This window comes from Aeromonas finlandensis (assembly GCF_000764645.1).
GTDB classification, from domain to species: domain Bacteria; phylum Pseudomonadota; class Gammaproteobacteria; order Enterobacterales; family Aeromonadaceae; genus Aeromonas; species Aeromonas finlandensis.
This window is the reverse complement of sequence record NZ_JRGK01000286.1, coordinates 89,497-111,046: the sequence shown is the minus strand read 5'-3', so window position 1 is coordinate 111,046 and position 21,550 is coordinate 89,497. Positions and strand designations below refer to the sequence as shown.

Below are 21,550 nucleotides of genomic sequence, written 5' to 3'. Positions count from 1 at the left end.
ATGGTCTCTAGCGTGCCGCCCCGCAGGGCGGCGGATAGTTATGCAAGCGCAACCGGGAAGAAGGTGCCGAGCAGCATGGCTCCCAGGATGGCGCCGCCGGTGATGGGCTTGCCCCACACGTAGAACAGCAGAGCCCCCAGCAGAGAGCCAATCCCAATGGGAATGGAAGCGCCCATGGCGGAGAGGATGATCAGGGGGCCAAGGAAACGGCCCGAGCTATTGCCTGCCCCCATCATCACGTCAGCGCCGTAGGTTGAGTTGCTCTGGTTGATGGTGAACTTGCGCGCCAAGATGATGACGTAGCCGATGGCCAGACCAATCCCCATACCGGTGGCCAGCGAGGCGCCGAAGTTCTCCACCGGATAGACGATCCCGGCTCCCAGCAACAGGGCGGGAACACCCAGCCCGACGCCGGTCTGGATAGCGCCGCCGATATCGAGGATCCCTACCAGGGATCCCTCGATGATTCGGGCAAACAGAAAGCTGGCCCCGAAAGCGGCGACCGCGCCGTAGGCACCAGTGTCCATCCCGGCTTTCAGCATGGCGACAAAGGCCACCTCGTTGAAGGCTCCCACTCCGTACAGATAGAACATGTGGGTTCCGGCAAAGACCCCGGCCGAGAGCAGGCCGACGAAGATGGGGAATGACCAGTCGGCATACCAGAAGTTGTTTTTCAGTTTCTCATCCATGGTGTGACCCCTTATTTGCCGCTCAGCAGGTTATGGACGCTCTCCAACCACAGGGGGACACCCATATGGAAGGATTCAATCAGTTTCATGTCGAAGCCGCGGAAGAAGCCGCTCAGCACGAACAGCAGGACGATGGCTGTCATCATCACCTTGGTGACGTGGTTCCAGCCGCTCTCTTCCACGCCCTTGCCGATCAGGATGCCGAGCACCAGACCCGGTACCGCGTTGCCCATGATGAGCTGCGCCAGACCGCCGAAGATGGTGGCCCAGAAACCGGATTTTTTGCCCGCTTCGATGGCTGCCAGCCAGAAGATCACCGGCATGACGGTGTTGACCAACAGGTTGGCCGCTGGCACCAGTACCTTGACCGCGGTGACCTGCAGGGCTGCGGGAACGGCAGCCGCCGTGCTGTTGAGGAAGGCCACCACGATGGCGCCAATGATGCCGCCAGCGATCGCCATCTTTTTTGGGTCGTGCAAAGTGGCGGCGAGATCCCGGTTTTTGAACAGCAGCGCCGCTGTGGCCCAGTGCGGGATGATGCGGTGATCCACATCCTGGGTGAAGGCCCCGGCTGCTACGGTTGAAGCCCAGGCGTTGAAAAAGAAGCCAAGGCCGAACGAGAAGTGGGAGGCGGGATCCCCTTCACAGGAGTTGAGTTCGCCCAGAGTACGGAAGGCGCCCATGCCCTGCACGGTCGGGGCGTGGAACATCCGCGCCGCGCCGGCCCCCACCCCGACGCCAACCAGGCCGCCAATGATGAGAGACTTGATAAAAATGATTAGAAACATCCAACGTATCCTTCTTGTGGGGTTGTGCCTGCGCAGGCATCACACTTGGGTGAATGTCACTTTGGCGACATCCAGACTGGTGACCTGAACCTTGATCTCCAGCTGGACGCGGTATTCGCGGCGCTGGCGCGGCAGGAAGAAGAACAGGAACCTCTCCACCCGGACCAACTCTTCTGCCTTGAGCACCTGTACCTCGAGCGGCTCAATTCGCAGCATCACCAGCGGGTTGTCCTTGAGCAGTGTGGGTTGCACCTGGCTGAGGGCGGAGGCAAACGCCTGCTGGCGGGTTGCCCCCTTGCCGTTGACGATGATCTGGGTGGTGAAGTTCTCTTTCATCAGGCGTGTCCGTGTTTCTTGGCGAAGGCTTCGACCAGTTTCTGGCCCAGCTCTTCCTTGTCCATGAAACCGAAGCCCAGCACTACGCACCCTTCGTTGATGGCGGTGACACCCTCTTCAACAGATCGCATACCGTAACGGCACTTGTAGCCGTACTTGGTCTGGGCGGTGATCGCCCCGGCGCCGCCGCTGCCGCAGAAGGAGATACCGAGATCTGCCTGCTCCTTGTTCATCACGTCACCGAGCTTCATGTCGGCGGCCATGCCGGGAATGATGGTCACTGTGGCGCCAGCGGTTTCTGCGCCTGCCCCGACTTTTTGGCCCTTGCCGAGACGGTCTCCAATCACGAGTTTGATGGCTGTCATATCGATTTCTCCTTGAGTTACTGGTTCTGTACTGAGCTGAGTTCGTTTTCTTTGGCGACTTCAAAATGGACGGACAAGAGGTGTGCCTCCTCATAAGCAAGCTGATCCAGCCAGCTGACGACCTGTTCGGCGAGACGCAGCGAGAGGGGGGAGATCTCGTCAAACAGACTGAGGTCAACCTCTGGCAGGGGCTCGCCACTGCAGGAGCGCCACACCATGGCTTTGACATGGGAGGCCAGCATCTGCCGCTGCACCTCGTTGGGGATGATGCCCTGCTCGGCCAGCAGGGGATGGATGCGTGCCAGGATGTGGTCGGTCTGGCGCAGCAACTCCGGGCTGTTCGTGGTCAGGGTCTGGTCGTGAGTCTCTGTTTGCAATGTCTGCTCTCCAAGGCTGGCAGAAGGTATGGACTTACCCTAAGCCTGCGCGGCGATGCAGAGGAGGCAGCTTTTTTCCGATTCGAAGCGGAAATTCCTGAGGAAATGGCCCCAAAGTGAGCGTTTGGATGATGGAAAGGTAAAAAGAGTGCTTATTGGGACTGGTTTTGTGTGACCTGTAGCGCACTAATCGATGGAAAGGGGTAGGGCAAGTGTTGCTGGAAACTGTGAGCCATCTCACGGTAAGAGGCGTTGCCGAAGGCACAGATGTGGAAAAGGGCGGTTTCCCGCCCTTGTAATAAAGGAGTGGCGCTAGCTGGCCGATGCTGCGCTCGAGCTGGCCATCTGCTTCTGATAGCGTAAATCTTCCTCTATGGTGACCACCACTTCCAGCGGCTTGCCGGAGCGGAAAACCGAGATAGTCAGCTGGGTGCCGGGACGGCTCTCGACAATCTTGTCCATGGCGCTGCGCACGCCGCTGATGGCTTCTCCGTTGATCTTGAGCAGTACATCCCCTCGCTGCAAACCGCCTTTGGCCGCCGGGCCGTTGGGATCCAGACTCTCCACCACCAGACCGCGCAGGTCGCCGAGGTTCATCATCCGCGCAACGATGGGATTGATCTCGACGCTGGAGACCCCGAGGTAGCCGCGGATCACCCGGCCGTTGGCGATCAGCTCATCCATGATCCGTTTCGCCAGCCGGTAGGGGATGGCGAAGCTGATGCCGTAACTCTCCTGACTGCCGTTGAGGTGGTAAGTCGCGGTGTTGATGCCCACCAGATCGCCGCGGCCATTGACCAGGGCGCCGCCCGAGTTCCCCTCATTGATGGCAGCATCGGTCTGCAGCAGATCCTGGCGGCCATTGCTGTCTGGCCCCATGCTGGATAGGCCGGTACGACCGGTAGCGCTGATGATGCCCTGAGTGATGGTCTGGCCGACGTTGTAGGGGTTGCCGATAGCGAGCACCACATCCCCCACCTCGGGTAGCCGCTCCGGGTCCTGCGGGATCACCGGCAGGTTGTCTGACTCGATATAGAGTACGGCGAGGTCGGTAAGTTGATCGGTACCGACCAGCTCGGCGCTGAAGACCCGGCCATCCTGCAATGCGACGATGATCTGGTCGGCATCGGCGATGACGTGGTAGTTGGTCAGCACATAGCCGCGCTGGTTCATGATCACGCCGGAACCCAACCCTTGCGGGCGCAGTTCCCCCTGATTGCCCTGATTGGGGGCAAAGCTGCGGGTATAGATGTTGACGACGGCAGGGCCTGCCCGATGGGCGGCATAGGAGAAACTCAACTCACGGGCATTGGTGATAATGCCGGGCAGCTGGGCACCTCCGCGAAAGTTGGGAAACAGCAGCAACAGCAGCGCCGCGACGGTCAAACCGAAACCGACAGACTTGCCCAAGTAACTCACTAAAGGGGGGATTTTCATGTCATTCTCATCCGTACAGGCTGCGGGCAGAGAATAACATTATCGATGGATAAAAATCACCCGCGGTGAAGGCCGCGGGTGACAGAGGGGTTGGCAAACAACCGGAGCGTTAGCGGATCACCAAGTAGAGCGAGGAGTCGCCGCGCTGGATGTTGAGCGCCAGTACGTCAGGCTTGTTCTTGAGCGCCTTGGTCAGCTCGCCCAGGGTGTTGATGCGCAGGCGGTTGACACCGATGATGATGTCACCCTTCTGCAGGCCGGAAGCGGCTGCCGCAGAGCGAGGATCAATGTCGGCCACCGCGACGCCGGAGACCGGGTCGGTGGTGGTGCTCAGCTTGGCCCCTTCCAGTGCCGGATGCAGCGCGCTGGCGCGCACTTCGCTGTCATCGGCCTGCTTCAGGGTCACCTTGGCAGTTTGTGACTTGCCATCGCGGATCAGGCCCAGTTCAACCTGTTTGCCAGCCCCCATGGTGGCGATCTTGGCACGCAGCTCACCGAAAGAACGAACCGCTTTGCCATCGATGCTGACAATGATGTCGCCCGCCTTGATACCCGCCTTGTCGGCTGCCGAGCCAGGCATGACCTGGTTGACGAAGGCACCATCCTTCTTGTTGTAACCGAAGGTCTTGGCGATATCGGAGGTGAGCTCGGTGCCGGTAATACCCAGCTGGCCACGACGCACTTCACCGTACTTGACGATCTGCTCGGTCAGATCCCGCACCATGTTGGAGGGGATGGCAAAACCGATGCCGATGTTGCCGCCGTTCGGGCCTAGAATCGCGGTGTTGATGCCGATCAGCTCGCCACGCAGGTTGAGCAGGGCGCCGCCGGAGTTGCCGGAGTTGATGGCCGCATCAGTCTGGATGAAGTTCTCCAGATTCTCGATGTTGAGGCCGCTACGGCCCAGCGCGCTGACGATACCTGACGTGACGGTCTGACCCAGGCCAAAGGGGTTGCCGATGGCCAGCGCATAGTCACCCACTCGCAGTTCGTCGGAGTCGGCGAACTGGATCTGTACCAGGTCCTCAGCCTTGATTTGCAGCAGGGCGATGTCGGACTGCTTGTCTTCCCCGATCTTCTTGGCCGCATACTCGCGACCATCCTTCAGGTTGACCTTGATCTCGTCCGCCTCGTGAACCACGTGGGCGTTGGTGATCACATACCCCTTCTTGGCATCGACGATGACACCGGAGCCGAGCGCCTGGAACGGCTGCTCGCTCACCTGTTCGTCGGGCATGTTGGGGCCGAAGAAGAATTTGAACTGTTCCGGCAGACGCTGGCGGGTAATTTTTTTGCCAGAGACAGAGATATTGACCACAGCCGGGGTGACCTGTTCGAGAACAGGCGCCAGGCTTGGCATCTCCTGATTTGAGCCTAACAGGGAAGGCAGTGCAGCCTGAACAGGGGCCGCAGACATGGCGATACCGACACTGAGGGCTAGCACACTGAGCATGGAAAGAGGTTTACGCATATGAAAAACAGCTCCCAGAAAAAGTTGCATTGCAATCGTCAAGGTCAGACTACGGGACTGGTCGATTAGTTCCGCGAGGAACTAGTTTGGTTGTTTGAGCAGTCCGGAAGAGGCGCCGGCATAGTCGCGAGGCGGGACGCCCGGCTCTTCTGCGACATTGGCAGGGGCTTCTTCTACCAATGATTCGCGGAACAGTGGTTCCTGCGCCTTGGCAAGGAATTTACTCTGCTCGGCCATGTGGCGATAGAGGGTCTGATACTGCTCGGCCAGTTGCTCCATCAGGGCGGCACTGTCGGCGAAATGGGTGTTGATCTGGCCCTGATAGCTTTCGAGCTCCTTGTGGGCCTTTTTCAGCTCCTGTTCCAGACGGCCGGCATCGCGGCTACGTACCGAAAAACGGCCGAGAACGACACCGATAATCAAGGCCGCGACAGCCAGCAGGATCCCAGTTAACAGACTCATAGATGCTCCTTGTTACAGCTAAAACAGAGTGGGTTTATGCGGTCGTCATAACCGCCATGCCTTGATGGCACTATACCGTGCGTCCTGAGGCCGTGATACCATTTTGTCCTCGATTCAGGGACTTGGAGAGGCGCTCAAGGATGACACCGCAGCAAAAATACCAGCAGGATCTGCTGCGCCCCGGCTTTGTGGCCGACCCCGCACAGGGGATGGCCATTAGCAGGCTGGAGCGACTGTATCAGGATTTGCAACGGCGCCCGACTCCGACCAGATCCCGGGGGCTGTTTGGCTGGCTGCAAAAGCCCAAGCCGCCGGAGCCTGTCCAGGGTATCTATATGTGGGGCGGAGTGGGCCGAGGCAAGACCTGGCTGATGGATACTTTTTTTGACAGCCTGCCGGGGACGCGCAAGATGCGCAGCCATTTCCACCGTTTCATGCACCGGATCCACGATGAACTGCAGGGGCTGAGCGGGCAGTCCGATCCGCTCAAGCTGGTGGCGAGCAAGCTTGCCAGCGAGACAGACATCATCTGTTTCGACGAATTTTTTGTCTCCGATATCACCGACGCCATGCTGCTTGGCACGCTGTTTCAGGAGCTGTTTGGCCACGGTGTAGTGCTGGTTGCCACCTCAAATATTCCGCCGCAGGATCTTTATCGCAACGGGCTGCAACGAGCCCGTTTTCTGCCTGCTATCGAGCTTATCGAACGCCATTGCGAGATACTTAACGTGGATGGCGGTATCGACTATCGCCTGCGTACACTGGAGCAAGCCGAGATTTATCACTGCCCGCTGGATTTGCAGGCAAAAGCCAATCTCGACCACTATTTTCAGCAATTAACCGGTGGTCACTCGGCTTGCGAGGGGGTATTCGAGGTCAATCATCGTCAGTTAACGTCGCTGGGGATGGGTGAAGGGGTGCTCTATATGGAATTCGCGCAACTTTGCTGTACTCCCCGCTCCCAGAACGATTATATCGAGCTGGCCAGGCTGTTCCACACCGTCCTGCTGGCCAATGTGCAGCCCATGGGCACGAGCACGGATGACGCGGCCCGCCGCTTCATCGCCATGGTCGATGAGTTCTACGAGCGGCACGTCAAGCTCATCATGTCGGCGGCGGTTCCCATGGCAGAACTCTATGGCGAAGGGCTGCTGAATTTCGAATTCAAACGCTGTCTTTCGCGGCTTCAGGAAATGCAATCGCACGAATACCTTGCCAGAGTGCACCTTCCTTAGTCACAATACCGCGCCTGCCAGTCGGATGGGCATCTGCGGCAGGTAGGGCCGGGCGACATTTGCTGGTTTCATGGCAGTGAAATTAGCAGGTGATATTTAAGGCAACTTCACTTATAATCGCCCGGCCCACGTTACAGCTGTCGATAAGACAGCAACACTTTAAGCTTTACTTGTATTCGAAGGGGTACAGGTAGGCCATCGTTTGTTGTTTGTGGGAGAGCCCCCATAAGCAATTGGGTCTGTAACAGGTAATTGGGTTTAACTTAATGAAAACTTTCGTTGCCAAGCCAGAAACCGTAAAACGTGACTGGTACATTGTGGACGCAGAAGGTAAAACTCTGGGTCGTATCGCAACCGAGATCGCTGCTCGTCTGCGTGGTAAGCACAAAGCTGAGTACACTCCGCACGTTGACACCGGTGATTACATCATCGTTGTAAACGCTGAGAAGGTACACGTAACCGGTAAGAAATTTACCGACAAAATGTACCACGCTCACTCCGGTTTCCCGGGTGGTATCAAGTCAATCAGCTTCGACAAGCTGATCAAGCGTAAGCCGGAAATGGTAATCGAAGCTGCCGTAAAAGGTATGCTGCCGAAGGGTCCTCTGGGCCGTGCCATGTTCCGTAAACTGAAAGTTTACGCAGGCGCCGAGCATGCTCATGCTGCTCAGCAACCTCAAGTACTGGATATCTAATCGGGAACTGGCAACATGGCAGAAAATCAATACTACGGTACCGGCCGTCGCAAAAGCTCCACTGCTCGCGTATTTATCAAAGCGGGTAGCGGTAAAATCGTAATCAACCAGCGCTCCCTGGAGCAGTACTTCGGCCGTCCGACTGCCCGTATGGTAGTTCGTCAGCCGCTGGAACTGGTTGAGATGACCGAGAAACTGGACCTGTACATCACCGTTAACGGTGGTGGCATCTCCGGTCAAGCTGGTGCGATCCGCCACGGTATTACTCGTGCTCTGATGCAGTACGACGAAACCCTGCGTTCCGAACTGCGTAAAGCTGGCTTTGTTACTCGTGATGCCCGTAAGGTTGAGCGTAAGAAAGTCGGTCTGCACAAAGCTCGTAAGCGTCCGCAGTACTCCAAGCGTTAATTCGCTTTCTGTACTCACTCTTTCGAGTGTCAAAAAAGCCTGGCAACTGCCAGGCTTTTTTTATTGGTAACATTACCGACATCAATGCTAACCACGCGTCACAAAAGACAAAAAATTGTATCTTTATTGTTTTCATTGCTCGCCTCTCTTTCTTGTCAAGTTGTTATCTTTTCTTTAAAATTTCCCCTGTTTTCTGTGGCAATTGTAAATCCAGCTTCCGCCGCTGTTGTCACGGGAAAAATGGGGAACAGGGACACTATAAGAATGTGCGGAGTCCACATGGGAGAGTTTTTGGATGAGCAATGCGCCAGTTGATACCGGTCGCCGCAGATTTCTTACCTGGTCAACGGTTGCCGTTGGTGGGGTAGGAGCTGCGTTTACCGCAGTGCCGTTTATAAAGTCATGGAATCCGAGTGCCAAGGCCAAAGCAGCCGGTGCTCCGGTTGAAGTCGATATCAGCAAGTTGGAACCGGGTCAGCTCATCCGTGTCGAGTGGCGAGGCAAACCTGTCTGGGTGGTGAAGCGCACCAAGCAGACGCTGGATGCTCTGGCTACACATGATGACAAGCTGCGGGATCCCTCATCTGAAGAGCCACAACAGCCCGATTATGCCCATAACGGCTACAGATCGATCAAACCAGAGATCTTTGTCGCGGTCGGTATTTGTACCCATTTGGGCTGTTCGCCATCTTATTTGCCGGACAACTTTGGCGAGCAGGTTCAGGGGGTCACATCCGGCTTCTTCTGCCCGTGCCATGGTTCCAAGTTCGACATGGCTGGTCGTGTGTTTCAGGGCGTGCCAGCACCTTTGAACCTGGTCATTCCGCCGTACCAATATCTTAGCGACACCACCATTCTGGTCGGTGCCGATGGCAAGGAGGCCTGACCATGTTGAGTAAACTGATGGGCTGGATCGACTATCGCTTCCCGCTCACTGCCATGTACAACGACCACATGGCCAAGTACCCGGCACCGAAAAACCTGAACTTCTGGTACTTCTTCGGCTCGCTGGCCATGTTGGTGCTGGTTAACCAGATTATCACCGGCATCTGGCTGACCATGAACTACAACCCCTCCGCCGAAGGTGCATTTGCCTCTGTGGAGTACATCATGCGGGATGTCGAGTACGGTTGGCTGCTGCGCTACATGCACTCCACCGGCGCGTCAGCCTTCTTCATCGTGGTCTACATGCACATGTTCCGCGGCATGATCTATGGCTCCTATCAGAAGCCCCGTGAGCTGCTCTGGATCTTCGGCATGCTGATTTTCCTGGTGCTGATGGCTGAGGCTTTTATGGGCTATTTGCTGCCCTGGGGCCAGATGTCCTTCTGGGGGGCTCAGGTCATTATTTCGCTGTTCGGTGCGATTCCGGTTATCGGTGACGATCTGACCCTGTGGATCCGTGGTGACTATGTGATCTCCGGTGCGACTCTGAACCGCTTCTTCGCGCTGCACGTCATCGCGCTGCCGCTGGTGCTGGTGATGCTGGTTGCCATGCACATCCTTGCGCTGCATGAAGTGGGCTCCAACAACCCGGATGGTATCGACATCAAGAAGCACAAGGACGAAAACGGATGGCCGCTGGATGCGGTGGCGTTCCACCCTTATTTCACCGTCAAGGACATGATCGGTGTGGCGGGCTTCCTGTTCTTGTTCTGCGCCATCATCTTCTTCAAGCCGGACATGTGGGGTTACTTCCTCGAGAAGCCGAACTTTGAAGTGGCCAACGGCCTGAAGACACCGGCACACATTGCGCCAGTGTGGTACTTCACCCCCTTCTACGCCATTCTGCGTGCAGTACCCGACAAGTTGCTGGGTGTCATCATGATGGGGCTTTCCATCGTTGTGCTGTTTCTGCTGCCTTGGCTGGATCGCTGCAAGGTGCGTTCGGTTCGCTATCGCAGTGCGCTGCACAAGCTGAACATTGCCCAGTTTGTGGTCTGCTTCATCATCTTGGGGATCCTCGGGGTGCTGCCATCGACGCCGACACTGACGCTGATTGCCCAGATCTGTACCTTGGGTTATTTCGGGTTCTTTGTCCTGCTGTTCTTCTATAGCAAGAACGAAAGCACCAAGCCGCTGCCGGAGAGGGTGACATTTAAATGAAAAGAATAATATTCGCAGTGCTGACCCTGCTGCCATCTCTGGTGTTTGCCAATACCGGAGCCGTGCATCTGGACAAAGCCAACTATGACCAGAATGACAAAGCGTCCCTGCAGCGTGGTGCTACCACCTTCATGAACTACTGCTTTGGTTGCCACAGCACCCAATACCAGCGTTACAACCGGGTGGCTGAGGATCTGGGGATCCCGGCCGATCTGATGTCTGCCAATCTGATCGTCAATGGCGCCAAAATCGGCGATCTGATGGAGAACTCGGTACATGACAAGGATGCAGCCAAGTGGTTTGGTGCGCCGCCTCCCGACTTGACGCTGGTTGCCCGTGTGCGTGGTGCAGACTGGATTTATACCTATCTGCGTTCGTTTTATGTGGATCCGACCCGCCCATTCGGCGTGAATAACGTGGTGTTCCCGTCAGTGGGTATGCCCCATGTACTGGAGCCGCTGCAGGGAACCCCGCGTGCCGAGTTTGCTACTCATACTGTCGATGGGGTGGAAACCCAGCAGGTTGTCAGCATCAAATCTGACGGCAATGGTGAAATGAATAACGAAGAGTATGATCAGACGGTGCTGGATCTGGTAAACTTCTTGGTCTACTCGGCTGAACCGGTACAACAGGAGCGTGAACGCATGGGCTTCTGGGTGCTTGGATTCATCGTGATCTTCTTCATCTTCACTGTGCTGTTGAAGAAGGAATTCTGGCGCGACGTTCACTAAGCGACCAGATCCGGGTAATATAATGCACGGCAATGAAGACCAAGATGCTTCATTGCCGTTTCTGCTTTTTTATGACGGGAGGGTTCAATGGCTGTAGCTGCCAATAAGCGTTCGGTAATGACGCTGTTTTCCGGTGCCAACGATATGTTCAGCCATCAGGTGCGTATTGTCCTGGCGGAGAAGGGTGTTAGCGTGGATATCTGCCAGGTTGACCCAGCCAATCTGCCGGATGAGCTGGCCGAGCTGAACCCGTACAACTCTGTACCGACCCTGGTGGATCGTGAGCTGGCACTCTATACCTCACGCATCATCATGGAGTATCTGGACGAGCGCTTCCCGCATCCGCCCCTGATGCCTGTTTATCCGGTTGCCCGTGGTAATAGCCGTCTGATGATGCATCGCATCGAGCTGGATTGGTACTCGCTGGCCGACAAGATCATGGCCGGTACCGATGCTGAAGCGGCGCGCAACGAACTGCGTGACAACCTGCTGGCCATCGCGCCGATCTTCGGTGAAATGCCCTATTTCATGAGCGAAGAGTTCGGTCTGGTGGATTGCTACATGGCCCCGCTGTTGTGGCGTTTGCCGAGCCTTGGCATCGACCTGACCGGTCGTGGCGCCAAAGAGCTGAAGGCCTACATGGTTCGTCTGTTCGAGCGCGAATCCTTCCAGGCTTCCCTGACCGAAGCCGAGCGCGAGATCCGTGCTGGCGTATGAGCATGGAACCGACAATGACCCCGAGCCGCCCGTACTTGTTACGGGCGTTCTTTGACTGGCTGCTGGACAACGATCTGACCCCCCATCTTGTGGTCAACGTCAACATTCCCCATGTGATGGTGCCAATGCAGTTTGCCCAGGATGGCCAGATTGTGCTCAACATCGCGCCCCGTGCCGTGATGCAATTTCACATGGATAATGAAGCCATCAGCTTCAGTGCCCGCTTTGGCGGTGTCTCCCAGCAGGTCTATATCCCGATGGCGGCCGTCTTGGCCATTCATGCCCGGGAGAACGGCGTGGGCACCATGTTCCCGCCTGAGCCCGGTTATGACATTTGGCTGGAGCAGGCCGAGGCGCCGGTGGAGCCAGAGCCGGAACCACCGCGTCCCAGCGGTCGTCCGAACCTGAAAGTGATCAAATAAAAAAACGCAGCCGATTGGCTGCGTTTTTTTATGCCGATTGACCTAGTTCTGGGCGAACTCGAAGGCCTTGATAACACGTTTCACGCCATCGACGTGGCGGGCAATCTCCACTGCCTGATCGCCTTCTTGACGAGTCACCAGACCGATCAGGAACACTTCACTGTTTTCGGTAACGACCTTGACCTTGGCGCTGTCGAAGTTCTTGGTACCGAACATATCTGCTTTCACCTTGGAGGTGATCCAGGAGTCATTGCTGCGGGTGGTGAAACTGGCTGGTTGTCCGATGCGCAATTCGTTATAGACGTGGCGGACCCCTTCGATGCGCCCGACAATTTTGCCAGCTTCCAGCTTGTAGACATCAGCGGGGGTCTGGCCAACCAGCAGTACCCGGCCGTTGTTGCTGTAGACGCTGATTTTGCTGGCAGCGCTGAGTGGCTTGTTGTCAGCGAGCAAATTGGCGGCTTTCAGCTCGATGGCCTGATCGTCCCACTGGGCGCTCATGGTACGGCGGTCGCCGGAAACCTTGGCTGTACCGGCCGCTCCGCCTACCACTACGGCTGCACAGCCTTGCAGCAGCAGGGAGCCGGCCAGCAGGCCAAGAATGAGGATATGCTTGTTCATGGTTTCAATCTTCCTGTTGCGGGAAAAGTGTCTGGTCGATGAGATCACACAGGCAGTGCAGGGTCAACAGGTTCACTTCCAGAATGCGAGGCCGGCGGGCGGATGGCACGCGGATTTCGACATCGTTCGGACCTAACAGACCCGCCATTTCGCCACCGTCCCCCCCGCTTAGCACCACGATGGTCATGTCACGGGAGAGGGCAGCTTCAGCGGCCTTGATCAGGCTGCGGCTGTGGCCGGAAGTGGTGATGACCACCAGGATGTCACCAGGCTGGCCCAGTGCGCGGATCTGCTTGGCATAGACCTCTTCAAAACCGTGGTCGGTGGCGATGGCGCTGATGGTCGCCATATCGGCGGTTAGCGCCAGGCCCGGTAGGGAGGGGCGCTGGGTCTCGTAGCAGTTGACCAGCTCGGAGATGAACAGTTGCGCCAGTGCGGCAGAAGGACCGTTACCGCATGCCAGCACCTTGTGGCCATTGAGCAGGCAAATGGTGATCATCTGTGCTGCAGTATGGATGGCATCCGGCAGCGCCTCGGCGGCGGCTATCTTGGTCTGGATGCTTTCGGTGTAGTTCTCTTTGATGCGGTCAGTCATAGGGTCCTCTTAAAATGCGTTCTGGATCCAGGCTGGCTGGTCACCCTCGAACGCAATCACATCGAATCGGCAGGCCTGATGGGCCTCGTTGATGGCATGTTGCTTCAAATAGTGGCGCGCTGCCAGCATGATCTTGTGCTGTTTGCTGCGGGTGACCGAGCTGGCGGCCCCGCCATGGCTGCCGGTGGCCCGGTAGCGCACCTCAACAAACACCAGGGTCTGGCCCTGGTGCATGATGAGATCTATCTCGCCGCCACGACAGCGGTAGTTGCGAGCTACCGGTTGCAGGCCCTGGGCCTGCAACCAGCGTTCAGCGACTTGTTCAAAGTGCTGTCCCTTGCTCGTTGGTGAGGGGAACAGGCTCGGCAACTGCTGGCGCATCCGTTTCCATAGTTCCTTCATTGGAGGGCTCCTCCAGTTGCTGAACGGCGTTCTCATCGACCAGCTTGCCGTTCTGGTAAGTGCCCCAGCTCAGCATCCGCACAATATTGCCCTGGGCATCAACGCTCAGCTGACCGCTCATGCCAGCTTGCTGCATGCCACCCACCTTGCGCATCTGCTGCAGGTTCTCAGCCAGGCTGACGGCATCATAGCCCATGGCAAACAGACGCAGCAGGTCACCCTGGGTCTGTGGCCAGAGCAGGGTAATCTGCTCGCGCTGCTTCTCGTAGCCGCCAAGCAGCAGCGGCATGTCGGCGATATGCATGCCGTTGAGCTCGGAGGCGACCTCGGTGGCGGCGCTGTCGTAGCCACGGGAGCTGGTGTAGATGGGCAGGCTGCCCATCGGATTGACCGAGACATCCACGTAGGGTTTGATCATCCGGGTTTCCAGGCTGTTGGCCACCACATAAACGGCATCTATGCTGCGCGGTGCGGCATCAGAGAGTTGCACCACCTCGCCAGCACGGGCGGTAGAGCGGCCGCTCAGGGCGTTTTTGACCATCCCCTGTACTTCGTTGCGGGCACCGAAGGTGGCAACGACCGGCTTCTCCTGACTCAGGGTGGCCCAGCTCTGCTCGAACGCCTTGATGCTGCTGTAACCGATCCGCCCTTGGGCGGCGATCAGCAGCGGTTTGCGGTAGCCCTGAGCGTAAAGATGCTGGGCTGCCTGCGCGGCATCGGCAGCGGCAGAGAGAGAGAAGTAGTAGGTGGTGTCGTTGACGATCGGCTTGTCCAGCTCGTTGAGCGCCAGCACCGGCACAGTCGGATTGGCCTTGAGCAGCTCCTCGACCCGGTCTTTCAGCAGCGGGCCGATGATCATGTCCGCCCCTTCCTGAATGGCCTGCTTGTAAAGATCGCCGGTCGACTTGCTCTGGGTATCGTAGAAGTTCAGGGTAAATTGCCCCTGATTCTCCTTATAGGACATCAGCATACCGTTGCGGATGGCGGCACCTTGTGGCTCCAGATTGCCGGAGAGAGGGAGTAGCACCGCAATCTGCTGTACCGAGGTGCCGGTAGTGGTGGTCGCGAGATCGCCCAATCCTGCCGGCATATCTTTCTGGGCCGGATGGTTGGGGAAGTCGCGCTTCCAGCCAGCCAGCTGACGGGCCAGCAGGTTCGGTTGGGCGCCAAACTCGTTGACCAGTGCCGCCAGTCGCAACCAGCCGGTAGTCACGTCAGGGGCCGGCGCCTCTTCCAGCGCTTGCAGGGTGGAGGGGGTCATGCTTTTGAGCAGCGACCAGATCTGCTGATGGTTGGTGGCCTGTTCGCTTTGATTGAGGTAGGGCTCCAGTGCAATCAACGACTTGGCTGCGCCAAACTTGTTGTTGATATCGAGCTGCAGCACGACGCGCTGGCGATACCAATCCTTCTGGGTATCGGCATCCAGCACCACCTCGGGTTTGCCTTCCAGCAGGATCAGTGCCTGATTGGCGTGGCCCTGTGCCAGCAACAGATGGGCTTGCAGCAGTTGCAGCTGCGCCTTCTGGGCGGGGTCCTTGGCCTGCTTCTGCAGTTGCTGGAACAGTGCCGAGGCCGGTTTGGCCTGGCCCAGCGCCAGATAGCTGCGTGCCGCCAGCATCTGCCAGGTAAAGGCTTCGGCCGGCTTGGCCGGGTCCACCTGCTCAAGATACCACTGGGCATTCTTGGTCAGATTGGAGAACGCAGAGGGCATGCCTGACTGCCCTGACGGTTGATTGGGCTCCGACGCACAGGCGGCGAGCAGTACTGCCGCGAGTATGATGCCGAAGAGTCGTGATACACTTAGCTGCTTTGTAACCCGGTTCAAGTTCATTCCCCGACCAGTGTTGAAGTTCCCCATAGTGTAAACGGGCCAATATGGCGACACAATTGTCGGGGCACTCGGAGATCCCATGAGTGACATCCCAACCCTGTATATAGTCCCCACTCCGATCGGCAATTTGGCGGACATCACCCAGCGTGCATTGGACATTTTACGCAGTGTCGATCTGGTGGCAGCCGAAGATACCCGTCATACCGGTATCCTGCTCAGCCACTACCAAATCTCGGTGCCGACCTTCGCCCTGCACGATCACAACGAGCAGCAGAAGGCTGACGTGCTGATCGGCCGGATAAAAGAGGGCAAGAGTGTCGCGTTGGTCTCCGATGCTGGCACCCCGCTCATCAGCGATCCCGGTTATCACTTGGTCACCCGCTGTCGTGAGGCCGGGGTCAAGGTCGTGCCGCTGCCTGGCCCCTGCGCCGCTATTACTGCCTTGAGCGCGGCCGGTCTACCCACCGATCGTTTTGCGTTTGAAGGCTTCCTGCCCGCCAAGAGCAAAGGCCGTGACGATCGGCTGCAAGCGGTGATCGAAGATACCCGCTCGCTGGTGTTCTACGAATCGCCACGCCGGGTGCAGGATACGGTAGAAGCGATTGCTCGCATTCTCGGCGAGCGTCAGGTGGTAGTGTGCCGCGAACTGACCAAGACCTTTGAGTCGATCCACGGCTTGCCAGCCTCTGAAATGCTGACTTGGCTCGGTGAAGATGACAACCGCTGCCGCGGCGAGATTGTGTTGGTGGTGGCTGGCGCCTCTAAAGATGAAGAGGCGCTGCCAGCCGAGGCAATCCGTACCCTGGGACTGCTGGTGACCGAGTTGCCACTGAAAAAAGCGGCAGCCCTGACTGCCGAGATCCACGGCGTGAAGAAGAATGCCCTCTACAAATACGGTCTCGAGCACTATTAATCGGTTAAATTGGTCTGCTGACTGCTTTTTGGCCAGCACAATCTCCTGTTGTTACGAGCGTTAAGCCCGTAAATTGGGGGGCGAAGCAAGATAAATGGCTGTAAACAGGAATTGCCGGTTTACCCCGTACATATCGCAAGGCTATAATCTGCGCCTCGGAGTTGGCTGGGCAATCGCTGCTTCGTCGTTGTGTCCCTCGGGACAGACGGGCGGAGGGGAGGAAAGTCCGGGCTTCATAGGGCAGGGTGCCAGGTAACGCCTGGGGGGCGTGAGCCCACGACCAGTGCAACAGAGAGCAGACCGCCGATGGCCCGCAAGGGATCAGGTAAGGGTGAAAGGGTGCGGTAAGAGCGCACCGCGCGACTGGCAACAGTTCGTGGCACGGTAAACTCCACCCGAAGCAAGACCAAATAGGCCCCTATTGGCGCGGCCCGCGTTGGGGGCGGGTAGGTTGCTTGAGCCAGCGAGCGATTGCTGGCCTAGAGGAATGATTGCTACCCGGGGCAACCCGGTACAGAACCCGGCTTACAGGCCGACTCCGACCTCATTCCGCGTGACTCATCACGCCAAAATCCCGGTGCCTAACGGCACCGGGATTTTTATTTTTTACGCCTAAATGCCCTACATAACGGCTTTCTGGAATTTGTAATAAAGTTCTAACCCTTCTTGGTCGCTATAGCTCGGCTGGACTGTCTGTATCTATCACACTGCTGGCCTGATGAGAGTCCCCGTAGCAGTAAGGCGAGATGAAATGGTTAAGGTAGATTTTTAATGTCATCAAGCAGCGCAATGCTCACACCTTCCCGGCTGCTCAATGCAGAGCGGGGCAGAACCCTACCTCATTATGACCTGTTAGGCTGCGACCGGGTTAATCAAGCCCGCTTGAAGCAGGTTAACAGCCAGTTGAGTACATTTTTCCAGCAGGCTGCAAGTTGTATGGCGCAGCTATTCAACAGTGCTGACTGCGAACTGAACTATGGCGAGTTTGCTTCTTCCAGTTTGGCTGAGGTTGCCGAAAGCCATATCTGGGTAGAGGCGAGATCGCCACTGGAACCACAGGGTGCCGTCTATTTCTCGATCGCACCTCTGGTTATCTATCGCCTGGCAGTCCTCTTTTTTGGCGGCACTTTGCAGCAAAAAGAGGACCCCGTTCAGTCTGGCAAAGGGCTGAGCGATACCGAGCAACGATTGTTGTTACGGCTTTGCCAGTATCAGGTTGATATTTGGTCGGCCAGCCTCGGGTTGGGGGATTTGAAGTGGCAGTTGCATGTCGTGCCGCAGGATTCCCTGGCTGCAGGTCAACTGTGGACCACTGTCGCCACCTTGCAGGCCGGTCACTGTACCCATCAGTGGCAGATGTGGCTGCTTCCTCCCGAGGAGTCCATTTCTCCGGTGATTCATAGCTTGCCGGCAGGTCAGCTGGAGCAGGTTTTGGCCCATATCCCTGTGCGCTTGCGCGTAGTCATGGGACAGCTGCCCATGACGCTGGCCGATCTGGAGTGTCTCCAGGTGGGGGACGTGTTGTCACTGGACCTTCCTGAAGTGGTACCCGCATTGGTTGGCAGCCGTCCCTGCTTCAGTGGACGAATCGCAGAACACAAAGGCAGCCTGGTCTATCAGGTTGCGACGGTTGTAGAGGAGTAAATCGAATCATGAACGAACACAATATGAATGATCCGCTGGATCTGGATGGACTGGATCAACTGTTTGGTGACGACATCAGCATGCCCAGCGCGGCAGACTATATGGCTCCTACCAGTAGCAGCAAGCAGCGGGATCTCTCCTTTTTCCGCCAGATCCCAGTCAAGGTAACGCTGGAAGTGGCCAGCACCGAAGTCCCCCTCGGCGATTTGATGCGAGTGGAAGAGGGGGCTGTGATTGAGCTGGACAAGTTGGCGGGCGAACCGCTGGACGTACGGGTCAATGGTCGCCTGCTTGCCAAGGGGGAGGTCGTTGTCGTCAACGGTAAATATGGCCTGCGTCTGGTTGATGTGATTGATACCAATCTGCTGGGTGGCATGGACGACTGATGCGTTATCTGCTGCTGACGCTGCTGTTATTTTCGCTCCCCGGCTGGGGCGCGGACATGACCCTGTTCTCGGTTTCACCGGGTGCGGCGGGGGGAGAGGATTACAACATCAAGTTGCAGATCCTCTTCTTCATGACCCTGCTTGGTCTGCTTCCGACCCTGCTGTTGATGATGACCAGCTTTACCCGGATCATCATCGTACTGGCCATATTGAGGCAGGCCCTTGGCTTGCAGCAGAGCCCTCCCAACCGGGTGTTGATCGGCATCAGCCTGATCCTCACCATGGTGATCATGCGTCCGGTCTGGACGGATATGTACCAGAATGCATTTGTTCCTTATGACCAGGACAAGATAACCCTGTCAGAAGGGATTGCCCGGGCAGAAAAACCACTGCGAACCTTTATGTTGGCCCAGACCCGAGAGCCGGATCTGGAGCAGATGTTGCGCATTGCTGGTGAACCGACAACCGTCGCCAAGGAAGATGTTCCTTTTGGTGTGTTATTGCCGGCGTTTGTACTCAGTGAGTTGAATACCGCTTTTCAGATCGGTTTTATGCTGTTTATCCCCTTTCTGGTGATCGATCTGGTGGTCGCCAGCGTCTTGATGGCGATGGGGATGATGATGCTATCTCCCTTGATCATCTCGTTACCCTTCAAACTGATGGTGTTTGTGCTGGTAGATGGCTGGTCGATGACGGTAGGTACTCTGGCCGCCAGCTTCGGTGGAGGAGGCTGATATGACCCCGGAACAGAGCGTTGCCTTGGTCGGTGGTGCGGTCAATCTGGTGGTGACCATGGTCTCGGTGCTGATTGTGCCGGGCCTTATTGTGGGCTTGGTGGTCAGTATTTTTCAGGCCGCCACCCAGATCCAGGAGCAGACACTCAGCTTTCTCCCCCGTTTTATCGTGACCTTGATGACGCTGATCTTTACGGGTAACTGGCTGTTGTCGCAAATCACCACACTGTTTCAGGATCTCTTTTTAAAAATTCCCGGGCTGATCGGATGAATTCGCTGTTGTCCCTCAGTGCTGCCGACCTGACCGCCTGGTTGGGACAGTGGTGGTGGCCCTTTATCCGTATTGGTATGGCCTTTTGGGTGATGCCGGTGTTTGGGGATTCGCGGGTTCCTGCACAAGTCCGCCTGATGCTGGCCTTTATTATCAGCCTGCTGCTTGCTCCCATGATGAAAGATATGCCGGTAGTCGATCCCTTTAGTGCCGGGGCATTGATATTGGCCGTCGAGCAACTGATGTTCGGGTTGTTGTTTGGTCTTTGTGTGCAACTGCTCTATATGGTGATGACCACGGCAGGGCAGATCCTTTCCATGCAGATGGGGCTGGCGATGGCGGTGATGAATGATCCGGTCAATGGCGATTCCGCCCCCATCATTAGCCAGGTGATGATGGTGTTTTGTGCGTTGCTCTTTCTGGGTCTGAATGGCCACCTGGTGGTACTGGACATTCTGGTGCAGAGCCTGCGTAGCTGGCCGCCGGGCTCATCTCTGAACTTGCTCGATATGAACGGTGTTATTGGATTGTTTGGCTGGTCGATAGGGGCAGCACTGTTGCTGACGCTGCCTGCCGTTGTTGCCATGTTGATGGTTAACCTTACCTTTGGGGTAATGAACCGGACCGCCCCGTCGCTCAATATCTTCTCCCTTGGTTTTCCCATGACCCTGTTGCTGGGGTTGCTCACCATGGCGCTCTCTATCAGTGGTGTGCCCTCCCGTTATCTGGATCTGGTGACCCATGTTCTTGAACAACTACGAGCCTTGACCCCGGCATGAGTCAACACAGTGCGCAGGACAAAACCGAAGAGGCCTCCAGTCAGAAACGGCAGAAAGCGAGAGATGAGGGGCAGATAGCCCGTTCAAAAGAGCTCAGTTCTGCCGGTCTGTTACTGCTTGGTGGATTGGTGATGCAGTGGATGGTGCCAGGATTTGGTCAGTTTTTTGCCGAGTTGATGAAGCGTCCTTCGCGCTTTGACTGGCAAGGTGCCCGTGATCCGCAAATGATGCTCCACTGGCTGGGTGAAGCCCTGATAAACATGCTGTGGGTGCTGTTGCCCCTGTTCGGGTTTCTGGCCCTGATACTGGTGTTGCTCAGCATTGTGCCTGGTGGAATGGCGCTGACCTGGAAAAAGCTGCTGCCCAGTGGCGAGAAGATGAACCCTCTGAAGGGACTCGGTCGCATGTTCTCCAAGAGTAGCCTGATGGAGTTGCTGAAATCACTGCTCAAAGTGGTGCTGATTGGCGGCACGCTGGCGTTGTTGTTGGATCATCAGTGGCCCGTCTTGCTGATGATGAACCGGATGCCACCTCAGGCGGCCCTCGAACAGGCGCTACGGATCCTCTCCCAGGCATTCATCCTGCTGGGGAGCGTGCAGATGCTGATTGCCGTCCTTGATGTGCCTTATCAGCGTTGGTCGCTCAACAAGCAGCTCAGAATGACCAAGCAGGAGGTCAAGGATGAGCACAAGAACAGCGAAGGTCGTCCCGAGATCAAGGCCAGGATCCGCCAGGTTCAGGGGATGTTGGCTCGGGCTCGCATCGAACTGCGGGTGCCGCAGGCCGATGTGATCATCGTGAACCCGACCCATTATGCGGTGGCCATAAAATATGATGCGGCCCGTGCCAATGCCCCCTTTGTCATTGCCAAGGGGGTCGACAGCATGGCCGAACGGATCCGTCAGGTTGCCAAGCAGCATGACAAGATGGTGATGAGCTTGCCTGAATTGACGCGAGCCATCTATCACTCGACCAAGGTGGATCAGGAAGTTCCCGCAGGGCTGTACACGGCGGTAGCCTATGTATTGAACCATGTATTGCAGTTAAGGGCGTATGAGGCAGGGCAGGGGAGGAAACCAACCCCTCTTGCTCCGTTATATGTCCCGCCCGAGTTACGTCAACCTGAGAGGTAAGT

Annotated in this window: 27 protein-coding genes and 1 other RNA gene; 16 read left to right on the top strand and 12 right to left on the bottom strand. The window is 57.0% G+C overall.

The window, feature by feature from the left end; genetic code table 11:
- Positions 1-38 precede the first annotated feature (38 nt).
- The 8 genes from LD28_RS0117460 to LD28_RS0117425 form a co-directional block, all read right to left on the bottom strand.
- Positions 39-689 carry a DUF4310 family protein gene (locus LD28_RS0117460; protein ID WP_011707606.1) on the bottom strand — a complete coding sequence of 217 codons (651 nt, stop codon included), beginning with the start codon at positions 687-689 and terminating at the stop codon, positions 39-41.
- Between the two features lie 11 nt (positions 690-700).
- The gene (locus LD28_RS0117455) at positions 701-1,477 is read right to left on the bottom strand and encodes a DUF4311 domain-containing protein (protein ID WP_033138192.1); all 777 of its coding nucleotides are present in this window, start codon (positions 1,475-1,477) and stop codon (positions 701-703) included.
- 39 nt (positions 1,478-1,516) lie between these two features.
- Positions 1,517-1,813, bottom strand: coding sequence for a DUF4312 family protein (locus LD28_RS0117450; RefSeq protein ID WP_033138191.1), 297 nt, complete (start codon positions 1,811-1,813; stop codon positions 1,517-1,519).
- Positions 1,813-2,178, bottom strand: coding sequence for a glycine-rich SFCGS family protein (locus tag LD28_RS0117445; RefSeq protein ID WP_033138190.1), 366 nt, complete (start codon positions 2,176-2,178; stop codon positions 1,813-1,815). Before LD28_RS0117445 ends, LD28_RS0117450 begins: the two co-directional genes overlap by 1 nt.
- Before the next feature lie 17 nt (positions 2,179-2,195).
- Entirely contained in the window at positions 2,196-2,555 is a 360-nt protein-coding gene (locus LD28_RS0117440; RefSeq protein WP_033138189.1) for a transcriptional regulator, read from the bottom strand.
- Positions 2,556-2,867: 312 nt separating this feature from the next.
- A complete protein-coding gene (degS, locus tag LD28_RS0117435; protein ID WP_033138188.1) occupies positions 2,868-3,992 on the bottom strand; it encodes an outer membrane-stress sensor serine endopeptidase DegS in 1,125 nt (374 codons plus the stop codon).
- Positions 3,993-4,101: 109 nt separating this feature from the next.
- Positions 4,102-5,463, bottom strand: coding sequence for a Do family serine endopeptidase (locus tag LD28_RS0117430; protein WP_033138187.1), 1,362 nt, complete (start codon positions 5,461-5,463; stop codon positions 4,102-4,104).
- Between the two features lie 81 nt (positions 5,464-5,544).
- Positions 5,545-5,925 (bottom strand): Z-ring associated ZapG family protein, encoded by a 381-nt coding sequence (locus LD28_RS0117425; protein WP_005355138.1) that lies wholly within the window; start codon positions 5,923-5,925, stop codon positions 5,545-5,547.
- 140 nt (positions 5,926-6,065) lie between these two features.
- Between LD28_RS0117425 and zapE the strand changes: the two genes are divergently transcribed.
- The 8 genes from zapE (at position 6,066) to LD28_RS0117385 (ending at position 12,239) form a co-directional block, all read left to right on the top strand.
- Positions 6,066-7,160 carry a cell division protein ZapE gene (gene zapE / locus LD28_RS0117420; protein ID WP_033138186.1) on the top strand — a complete coding sequence of 365 codons (1,095 nt, stop codon included), beginning with the start codon at positions 6,066-6,068 and terminating at the stop codon, positions 7,158-7,160.
- A gap of 266 nt (positions 7,161-7,426) precedes the next feature.
- Complete coding sequence (rplM, locus tag LD28_RS0117415; protein WP_033138185.1) at positions 7,427-7,855, top strand: 50S ribosomal protein L13; 429 nt, start codon at positions 7,427-7,429, stop codon at positions 7,853-7,855.
- Between the two features lie 15 nt (positions 7,856-7,870).
- Positions 7,871-8,263, top strand: coding sequence for a 30S ribosomal protein S9 (rpsI, locus tag LD28_RS0117410; protein ID WP_005336286.1), 393 nt, complete (start codon positions 7,871-7,873; stop codon positions 8,261-8,263).
- Between the two features lie 295 nt (positions 8,264-8,558).
- Positions 8,559-9,149 (top strand): ubiquinol-cytochrome c reductase iron-sulfur subunit, encoded by a 591-nt coding sequence (gene petA, locus LD28_RS0117405; RefSeq protein WP_033138184.1) that lies wholly within the window; start codon positions 8,559-8,561, stop codon positions 9,147-9,149.
- 2 nt (positions 9,150-9,151) lie between these two features.
- Complete coding sequence (locus LD28_RS0117400) at positions 9,152-10,369, top strand: cytochrome b (RefSeq protein ID WP_033138183.1); 1,218 nt, start codon at positions 9,152-9,154, stop codon at positions 10,367-10,369.
- Positions 10,366-11,100 carry a cytochrome c1 gene (locus LD28_RS0117395; protein ID WP_033138182.1) on the top strand — a complete coding sequence of 245 codons (735 nt, stop codon included), beginning with the start codon at positions 10,366-10,368 and terminating at the stop codon, positions 11,098-11,100. Before LD28_RS0117400 ends, LD28_RS0117395 begins: the two co-directional genes overlap by 4 nt.
- A gap of 87 nt (positions 11,101-11,187) precedes the next feature.
- On the top strand, positions 11,188-11,817 hold the full coding sequence (sspA, locus tag LD28_RS0117390; protein WP_005336279.1) for a stringent starvation protein SspA: 630 nt from the start codon (positions 11,188-11,190) through the stop codon (positions 11,815-11,817).
- Entirely contained in the window at positions 11,814-12,239 is a 426-nt protein-coding gene (locus tag LD28_RS0117385) for a ClpXP protease specificity-enhancing factor (RefSeq protein WP_033138181.1), read from the top strand. Before sspA ends, LD28_RS0117385 begins: the two co-directional genes overlap by 4 nt.
- Before the next feature lie 42 nt (positions 12,240-12,281).
- Here LD28_RS0117385 and dolP read toward each other — a convergent pair whose 3' ends face one another.
- Genes dolP through LD28_RS0117365 form a run of 4 tightly spaced genes read right to left on the bottom strand, consistent with a single transcriptional unit; the run spans position 12,282 to position 15,568 of the window.
- Positions 12,282-12,860: a division/outer membrane stress-associated lipid-binding lipoprotein gene (gene dolP / locus LD28_RS0117380; protein ID WP_033138180.1), complete on the bottom strand. Its 579-nt coding sequence runs from the start codon at positions 12,858-12,860 to the stop codon at positions 12,282-12,284.
- A 4-nt stretch (positions 12,861-12,864) separates the two neighbouring features.
- Positions 12,865-13,455: a D-sedoheptulose-7-phosphate isomerase gene (locus tag LD28_RS0117375; protein WP_033138179.1), complete on the bottom strand. Its 591-nt coding sequence runs from the start codon at positions 13,453-13,455 to the stop codon at positions 12,865-12,867.
- 9 nt (positions 13,456-13,464) lie between these two features.
- Positions 13,465-13,836, bottom strand: coding sequence for a YraN family protein (locus LD28_RS0117370; protein WP_033138178.1), 372 nt, complete (start codon positions 13,834-13,836; stop codon positions 13,465-13,467).
- Entirely contained in the window at positions 13,778-15,568 is a 1,791-nt protein-coding gene (locus LD28_RS0117365; RefSeq protein WP_033138177.1) for a penicillin-binding protein activator, read from the bottom strand. Before LD28_RS0117365 ends, LD28_RS0117370 begins: the two co-directional genes overlap by 59 nt.
- 199 nt (positions 15,569-15,767) lie before the next feature.
- Here LD28_RS0117365 and rsmI point away from each other — a divergent pair, with 199 nt between their 5' ends.
- The 8 genes from rsmI (at position 15,768) to flhB (ending at position 21,548) form a co-directional block, all read left to right on the top strand.
- Complete coding sequence (gene rsmI, locus LD28_RS0117360) at positions 15,768-16,601, top strand: 16S rRNA (cytidine(1402)-2'-O)-methyltransferase (RefSeq protein ID WP_033138176.1); 834 nt, start codon at positions 15,768-15,770, stop codon at positions 16,599-16,601.
- 157 nt (positions 16,602-16,758) lie between these two features.
- Positions 16,759-17,145: RNase P RNA component class A (rnpB, locus tag LD28_RS22005), an RNA gene on the top strand.
- A gap of 227 nt (positions 17,146-17,372) precedes the next feature.
- A complete protein-coding gene (gene lfiM / locus LD28_RS0117355; protein WP_167334790.1) occupies positions 17,373-18,245 on the top strand; it encodes a lateral flagellar motor switch protein LfiM in 873 nt (290 codons plus the stop codon).
- Positions 18,246-18,253: 8 nt separating this feature from the next.
- Positions 18,254-18,631: a lateral flagellar motor switch protein LfiN gene (gene lfiN, locus LD28_RS0117350; RefSeq protein WP_033138175.1), complete on the top strand. Its 378-nt coding sequence runs from the start codon at positions 18,254-18,256 to the stop codon at positions 18,629-18,631.
- Positions 18,631-19,365: a flagellar type III secretion system pore protein FliP gene (gene fliP, locus LD28_RS0117345; protein WP_033138174.1), complete on the top strand. Its 735-nt coding sequence runs from the start codon at positions 18,631-18,633 to the stop codon at positions 19,363-19,365. Before lfiN ends, fliP begins: the two co-directional genes overlap by 1 nt.
- Position 19,366: 1 nt before the next feature.
- Positions 19,367-19,636, top strand: coding sequence for a flagellar biosynthesis protein FliQ (gene fliQ, locus LD28_RS0117340; protein ID WP_033138173.1), 270 nt, complete (start codon positions 19,367-19,369; stop codon positions 19,634-19,636).
- Positions 19,633-20,415: a lateral flagellar biosynthetic protein LfiR gene (lfiR, locus tag LD28_RS0117335; protein ID WP_033138172.1), complete on the top strand. Its 783-nt coding sequence runs from the start codon at positions 19,633-19,635 to the stop codon at positions 20,413-20,415. Before fliQ ends, lfiR begins: the two co-directional genes overlap by 4 nt.
- Positions 20,412-21,548: a flagellar biosynthesis protein FlhB gene (gene flhB, locus LD28_RS0117330; RefSeq protein WP_033138171.1), complete on the top strand. Its 1,137-nt coding sequence runs from the start codon at positions 20,412-20,414 to the stop codon at positions 21,546-21,548. Before lfiR ends, flhB begins: the two co-directional genes overlap by 4 nt.
- The last annotated feature ends 2 nt before the right edge of the window (positions 21,549-21,550 follow it).

Excerpts from the sequence above, each read along its gene's own strand:
- lfiR (WP_033138172.1), top strand. The coding sequence starts at position 19,633 with ATGAATTCGCTGTTGTCCCTCAGTGCTGCCGACCTGACCGCCTGGTTG.
- LD28_RS0117370 (WP_033138178.1), bottom strand. The coding sequence starts at position 13,836 with ATGCGCCAGCAGTTGCCGAGCCTGTTCCCCTCACCAACGAGCAAGGGA.
- LD28_RS0117395 (WP_033138182.1), top strand. The coding sequence starts at position 10,366 with ATGAAAAGAATAATATTCGCAGTGCTGACCCTGCTGCCATCTCTGGTG.
- sspA (WP_005336279.1), top strand. The coding sequence starts at position 11,188 with ATGGCTGTAGCTGCCAATAAGCGTTCGGTAATGACGCTGTTTTCCGGT.
- LD28_RS0117425 (WP_005355138.1), bottom strand. The coding sequence starts at position 5,925 with ATGAGTCTGTTAACTGGGATCCTGCTGGCTGTCGCGGCCTTGATTATC.
- LD28_RS0117450 (WP_033138191.1), bottom strand. The coding sequence starts at position 1,813 with ATGAAAGAGAACTTCACCACCCAGATCATCGTCAACGGCAAGGGGGCA.
- fliQ (WP_033138173.1), top strand. The coding sequence starts at position 19,367 with ATGACCCCGGAACAGAGCGTTGCCTTGGTCGGTGGTGCGGTCAATCTG.
- flhB (WP_033138171.1), top strand. The coding sequence starts at position 20,412 with ATGAGTCAACACAGTGCGCAGGACAAAACCGAAGAGGCCTCCAGTCAG.
- LD28_RS0117375 (WP_033138179.1), bottom strand. The coding sequence starts at position 13,455 with ATGACTGACCGCATCAAAGAGAACTACACCGAAAGCATCCAGACCAAG.
- fliP (WP_033138174.1), top strand. The coding sequence starts at position 18,631 with ATGCGTTATCTGCTGCTGACGCTGCTGTTATTTTCGCTCCCCGGCTGG.
- zapE (WP_033138186.1), top strand. The coding sequence starts at position 6,066 with ATGACACCGCAGCAAAAATACCAGCAGGATCTGCTGCGCCCCGGCTTT.
- rpsI (WP_005336286.1), top strand. The coding sequence starts at position 7,871 with ATGGCAGAAAATCAATACTACGGTACCGGCCGTCGCAAAAGCTCCACT.
- LD28_RS0117460 (WP_011707606.1), bottom strand. The coding sequence starts at position 689 with ATGGATGAGAAACTGAAAAACAACTTCTGGTATGCCGACTGGTCATTC.
- LD28_RS0117365 (WP_033138177.1), bottom strand. The coding sequence starts at position 15,568 with ATGCCCTCTGCGTTCTCCAATCTGACCAAGAATGCCCAGTGGTATCTT.
- LD28_RS0117455 (WP_033138192.1), bottom strand. The coding sequence starts at position 1,477 with ATGTTTCTAATCATTTTTATCAAGTCTCTCATCATTGGCGGCCTGGTT.
- LD28_RS0117445 (WP_033138190.1), bottom strand. The coding sequence starts at position 2,178 with ATGACAGCCATCAAACTCGTGATTGGAGACCGTCTCGGCAAGGGCCAA.
- LD28_RS0117430 (WP_033138187.1), bottom strand. The coding sequence starts at position 5,463 with ATGCGTAAACCTCTTTCCATGCTCAGTGTGCTAGCCCTCAGTGTCGGT.
- degS (WP_033138188.1), bottom strand. The coding sequence starts at position 3,992 with ATGAAAATCCCCCCTTTAGTGAGTTACTTGGGCAAGTCTGTCGGTTTC.
- rplM (WP_033138185.1), top strand. The coding sequence starts at position 7,427 with ATGAAAACTTTCGTTGCCAAGCCAGAAACCGTAAAACGTGACTGGTAC.
- lfiN (WP_033138175.1), top strand. The coding sequence starts at position 18,254 with ATGAACGAACACAATATGAATGATCCGCTGGATCTGGATGGACTGGAT.
- lfiM (WP_167334790.1), top strand. The coding sequence starts at position 17,373 with ATGTCATCAAGCAGCGCAATGCTCACACCTTCCCGGCTGCTCAATGCA.
- LD28_RS0117385 (WP_033138181.1), top strand. The coding sequence starts at position 11,814 with ATGAGCATGGAACCGACAATGACCCCGAGCCGCCCGTACTTGTTACGG.
- LD28_RS0117400 (WP_033138183.1), top strand. The coding sequence starts at position 9,152 with ATGTTGAGTAAACTGATGGGCTGGATCGACTATCGCTTCCCGCTCACT.
- petA (WP_033138184.1), top strand. The coding sequence starts at position 8,559 with ATGAGCAATGCGCCAGTTGATACCGGTCGCCGCAGATTTCTTACCTGG.
- dolP (WP_033138180.1), bottom strand. The coding sequence starts at position 12,860 with ATGAACAAGCATATCCTCATTCTTGGCCTGCTGGCCGGCTCCCTGCTG.
- rsmI (WP_033138176.1), top strand. The coding sequence starts at position 15,768 with ATGAGTGACATCCCAACCCTGTATATAGTCCCCACTCCGATCGGCAAT.